The organism is Flavobacterium sp. UBA4854 (genome assembly GCF_002399805.1).
GTDB lineage: Bacteria > Bacteroidota > Bacteroidia > Flavobacteriales > Flavobacteriaceae > Flavobacterium > Flavobacterium ginsengisoli.
The window spans coordinates 12851-18210 of the sequence record NZ_DHEI01000034.1 but is presented as its reverse complement, the minus strand read 5'-3'; the positions used below and the strand labels follow the sequence as shown (position 1 = coordinate 18210).

Sequence of the window (5360 nt, the reverse complement as noted above, 5' to 3'; positions counted from 1 at the left end):
TGTTTTTATTAAAAAAATGTGATTTTATAATATTTTTAAGCTTTAAATTGTTAGAAATGTAAATATATTTTTTTATTATTATAAAAGTGATACTTTTATAAAATGAAAAATAATTACTCCCTAAAAATATCTTTTTTATTCATTTTATTGCTGTCCAATTTTATTGGTTCTGCACAACAATATACTTCCATTCCTGACTCTAATTTCGAACAAGCTTTAATCGATTTAAATATTGATAGCGGAGCTATTGACGGTCAAGTCCTGACTGCAAACATTATAAATTTAAAAACATTAGAGCTTCGAGGAAAAAATATTCTAGATTTAACAGGAATTGAATACTTTACAAATTTAGAAAGCTTGGACTTGGGAGTAATCAACAATGACCCTAATAGAAACAACAAAATCAGCTTCTTTAGATATTACCAAAAACACAAAGCTCAAATTTTTAAATTGCTATTACAATAATCTAACAAGTCTTGATGTATCAAAAAACTTCAATCTGACCGAATTGCATATCGTTGGCAATAAATTAAACAGCATAAATGTTTCCAACAATAAACTTTTAAGGGTTTTTGAGTTGCGGCAGCAATAATTTTACAGATCTAGATGTAACTCAAAATACGGCTTTAGAAATTTTAAATTTTGACAGAAACAAATTAACAGATATAGACCTTTCTAATAATATAGCATTAACCTCTTTAACCTCTAACTACAATCAACTAACAAGTCTTAACATTAGTAAAAACACAAAATTGGATTTTCTATCGTACTAGTTTCAATAAATTAACTAGCCTTGATGTTAGCCAAAATACAATTATTCAAGGCATAACATGTGATGTCAATGAAATTACAAGTTTAGATGTCAGCAATAATACCATATTAAAATCTTTAGCTTTAAACAGTAATAAGGTAAGTGTTCTTGGATATTTCTAAAAATCTTCAATTATTTGCTCTAGATGCTGCCAACAATCAACTAACTAGTATTGATGTAACCAAACATCTCAAGCTTAAACAATTTACAATATTGGTGGCAATTCATATATCAAATCTAGATGTTACAAACAATGGCGCATTAGAGATATTGCGATTTAGCTCAACAAATGTTCCTGAGCATTGACGTTTCTAAAAATCCTAAACTTACACAATTATATTGCTCTAATACCTTATTAACTTCTTTAGATGTTTCTAAGAATCCTAAATTAGCCTCTTTTATTTGCAATAGCAATTCATTAACTTCTTTAAATTTAAAAAACGGAAACAATACATCTATTTACAATTTAAGTTTAGTCTCCAACCCAAGCCTTAAGTGCATTCAGGTAGACGATGCAAACTATTCCGATACCAGATGGTCTACTTACAAAGATGCTACAGCTAGTTATTCTAACGATTGCAGTAAATTTTCCGCTATTGCTCCGCCAGTAATCAAAGCCACTGGCGATCAATTGTACTGCCCTCAAGGCACTATAAAAATTGTAACAGATGTCACAATAACTCACGACCCTTTAGAAACAGGAACTGAAGCCATTTATATTCAGGTTTCTTCAGGATATTCAAGTGGTTTTGACAAACTTGAACTTTCAAACCCTACCTCACACCCAACTATAATTACAAGCTGGGATGCCGTGGCAGGAAAATTAACATTATCAAGTCCGACGGGAGCTGATGTTTTATATTCTGATTATGTTAACGCTATTAAGGATGTAGTTTTCACAAATTCTTCTGCTACAGCATCTGGAATTAGAACGTTTTCCATAACAATGGGCAAGGCAAATTATTTACCTTCTACTCAGCATTATTATGAATATGTTCCAAATATTGCCATTACATGGACAGCGGCGCGAGATGCAGCAGCAGCTCGTACTTATTACGGTCTCAAAGGATATTTAGCTACTATTTTATCTGCAGATGAAGCTAAATTAATTGGTGAACAAGCTTCTGGAACTGGATGGATTGGAGGAAGTGATGCCGAAACAGAAGGTGTTTGGAAATGGGTTACAGGTCCTGAAGCAGGAACTATTTTTTGGAATGGAAACGCAAACGGTTCTACACCAAATTTTGCTTTCTGGAACACAGGAGAACCAAACAACCAAGGTGATGAAGATTATGCGCACATCACTCAACCTGGCGTTGGAATACGAGGCTCTTGGAATGATTTATCAAATACTGGTTCACTTACACCTGGTGATGCTTATCAACCAAAAGGATATATTGTAGAATATGGCGGAATGCCAGGAGAAGCTCCATTAGAGATTGCAACCAGCACTAAAATCACAATTCCTGTTGCAACACCAGCCATTGATCCAACTCCTGTTTGTGATTCTGGAAGTTTTACCTTTAATGCAACTGCAAGTGCTGGAGCAACAATCAGATGGTTTGATTCTGCGGTTGGCGGAAATTTATTAGCAACAGGTTCCTCCTACACTACTCCGACATTAACTACAACTACAACATATTATGTTGATGCTGGCTGCGAATCAAATCGTAAATCGGTAAAAGCAACTGTAAATACAACTCCCTCAGATCCTATTGCAGAGCAAGATACTTACACTAATTGCGGTCCAGGTTCTTTAACCATTAAAGCAACTTCAAATGTTGGATCTATAAACTGGTACGATACAGCAACTGGCGGTACGAGTCTTTATATGGGTACAGCTTTTACAACTCCAAAAATTTCATCAAACACAACTTATTATGCTGAAGCATCGAACGGTTCTTGTATAAATACGACTAGGATTCCAATAAATATTGAGATTTATACTCCTCCAGCTGTTTCTGATGAAACTTTGCCTTTGTGCCAATTTCAATCCATAACATTAGATGCTGGAATTTCTGGAATGAATTATTTATGGTCAAATGGCGCTACAACTCAAACTATCAGTATCAATACCGGCGGAAAATACACTGTTGCTGTAACAAGTCCGTCTCCAGAAAATTGTACGAGTACAAAAACAATCACAGTAGAAGAACATAAAGTTCCGCAGATTGCACGTGTTGATGTTGAAGGAACCAGAGCTATTATTTATCCTGTAAAAGCCGAAGACTATTTTGAATATTCTGTAGATGGTGTAAATTTTCAAGATTCAACTATCTTTTATGATGTTCCCGGCGGACTTCAGACGGCTTATGCTAGAGAAAAAAGCGGATGTGGAGGAACTACTAAACAATTTGTAGTACTTGTATTTCCTCTATTTTTTACACCAAATAACGATACTTACAACGATGTTTGGGAAGTAACTGGAATGGAAAATTATCCTCAAGCAGTAGTTACTATTTTTGACCGTTATGGAAAACTAGTCGCACAATTAAGCCGTTTCAAAATGAGTTGGGATGGTACTTTAAATCAAATTCCACTTCCTGCTTCAGATTATTGGTATGCTTTAAAAGTAGATGATTCAATGCCAGTTTTAAGAGGGCATTTTACTCTGAAAAGATAACTCTTCAATGAGAGAATATGTCAATTTGATAATTAGAGAATTGTTTTTGGAATTTTCTAATTATCAAATTTTCTGATTGACACATTTAATCCAATTTCTTCTTAATTTCATTCAGTATATAAAGGTAATCTTCGTGTTTTTTTACAAAATCGCGATTAGAAACATCAATTATTAAAACATTTAAATCGGTTTGAGATTTTATGTATTCGAGATAACCGTTATTGATTTTTTCTAAATATGTTGCTTCTATATTCTGCTCATAAATACGTCCGCGTTTTTTAATGTTTTGCAGCAATCTTTCCGTGTTCTGATACAAATAAACATACAAATCTGGCTTTGGCATTTCTTTGTAAATAATGTCGAATAGATTTCTATACAAACGATATTCATCTTCTGCAAGCGTTATTTTCGCAAAAATCAGCGATTTAAAAATATGATAATCAGCAACTATAAAATCTTTAAATAAATCAAATTGCGCCAAATCATCGGCTAATTGCTGATAGCGGTCGGCTAAAAAAGACATTTCCAACGGAAATGCATATCGGTTTTGGTCTTTGTAAAACTTTGGTAAAAACGGATTGTCTGCAAATCGCTCCAAAACAGTTTTTCCGTTAAAATCTTCTGCAATTTTATGCACCAAAGTAGTTTTTCCCGCTCCAATATTTCCTTCAAAAGCAACATAATTGAATTGATTTAAAGGAATTTTATCAATCGGACTTTTCAACTTTTGCACAACTGTACAAACACTTTCATCTGGAGTAATTGCAATCAACTCAGGAATTGTTTTTTGCAAAATCGGATGCCTCCAATTTAGCTTTAAATCTTGCATCGGAAGTAAAACAAAATTTCTGTTTTGCATTAGCGGATGCGGAACCTGAAGTTTTTCTGTATCTATTATTTCATCATCAAAAGCAATTAAATCAACATCAATAATTCTAGACTGATATCCTTCTTGATTCAAGCGGATTCTTCCTAATTCTTTTTCGACTTTTAAAATTTGATTTAATATTTTTTGCGCAGATGAATTGGTATGCAAAAGAAGCGCACAATTATAAAAAGCATCACTCTCAAAACCCCATGCAGGAGTTTCATAAAGTTTAGAAACCTCAATAACAGTCCCCACATTTTGATGTATCAAATCAATACAATTTTGAATGTTTTCTAGTCTGCTGCCTTGGTTGCTGCCTATCGATAAAACGACTTGATACTGTAATTTCATAATTAATGCAAATTAACTAAAACTATTTTAGAATTAACCAATATATTTGTGAAACGACGTCTCAAATCCAATCAGAAATTTAGATGTCTCTTTTGTAACGTTTTGACGTTTTTTGCTACTTATTAAAAAAATATACATATGAAGTTTTTAGGAAATGTAATTGCCACAGTTATTGGTATTTTTGTTTTTATCATGCTCTTCTTTTTTGGAGTAATCTTTATCGGAGTTGTTTTTGGCGGAGACGATAAGGTTTCTGTTAAATCGGATTCGGTTATTGAATTCAATTTAAAAGAAATTAAAAATGATTACGCAGGAAAATATAAAGATCCTTGGGTAAGTGTCTTTTCAGACAAAAAAGGCATAGGCTTGACCGATGTAATCAATGCTATTGAAGCAGCAAAAACAGACGACAACATTAAAGGAATTTCGATCTTAAATGACGAATCTTCTCTTGGTCTTGCGCAATATAAAGATTTAAGAAACGCTCTAGAAAGCTTCAAAAAATCGGGTAAATTTGTTTGGGCTTACGCCAATACTTATTCGCAAAAAGAATATTATTTAACTTCTGTTGCCAATACTATTTATATAAATCCTGCCGGAGATTTAGACTTTAAAGGACTTTCTTCTGAAGTTATGTTTTTCAAAGATTTCCAAGATAAATCTGGAATCCATATGGAAGTGATTCGTCACGGAAAATACAAAAGTGC

At 33.2% G+C, this 5360-nt stretch carries 4 protein-coding genes; 3 read left to right on the top strand and 1 reads right to left on the bottom strand.

What is annotated here, in order from left to right; all coding sequences use genetic code 11:
* The first annotated feature begins 102 nt into the window (after positions 1–102).
* A complete protein-coding gene (locus tag B3J44_RS04405; RefSeq protein WP_286966066.1) occupies positions 103–465 on the top strand; it encodes a hypothetical protein in 363 nt (120 codons plus the stop codon).
* Between the two features lie 635 nt (positions 466–1100).
* Positions 1101–3434 (top strand): T9SS type B sorting domain-containing protein, encoded by a 2334-nt coding sequence (locus tag B3J44_RS04400; protein WP_286966065.1) that lies wholly within the window; start codon positions 1101–1103, stop codon positions 3432–3434.
* A gap of 85 nt (positions 3435–3519) precedes the next feature.
* On the opposite strand, the gene folK is transcribed toward B3J44_RS04400, so the two are convergent.
* Complete coding sequence (gene folK / locus B3J44_RS04395; protein ID WP_286966064.1) at positions 3520–4653, bottom strand: 2-amino-4-hydroxy-6-hydroxymethyldihydropteridine diphosphokinase; 1134 nt, start codon at positions 4651–4653, stop codon at positions 3520–3522.
* Between the two features lie 138 nt (positions 4654–4791).
* On the opposite strand from folK, the gene B3J44_RS04390 reads away from it, so the two are divergent.
* A partial coding sequence (locus B3J44_RS04390) for a S49 family peptidase (RefSeq protein WP_286966063.1) occupies positions 4792–5360 on the top strand: 569 nt, incomplete at its 3' end.

Coding starts and splice junctions, on each gene's coding strand:
- B3J44_RS04405 (WP_286966066.1), top strand. CDS start 103: ATGAAAAATAATTACTCCCTAAAAATATCTTTTTTATTCATTTTATTG.
- B3J44_RS04400 (WP_286966065.1), top strand. CDS start 1,101: ATGTTCCTGAGCATTGACGTTTCTAAAAATCCTAAACTTACACAATTA.
- folK (WP_286966064.1), bottom strand. CDS start 4,653: ATGAAATTACAGTATCAAGTCGTTTTATCGATAGGCAGCAACCAAGGC.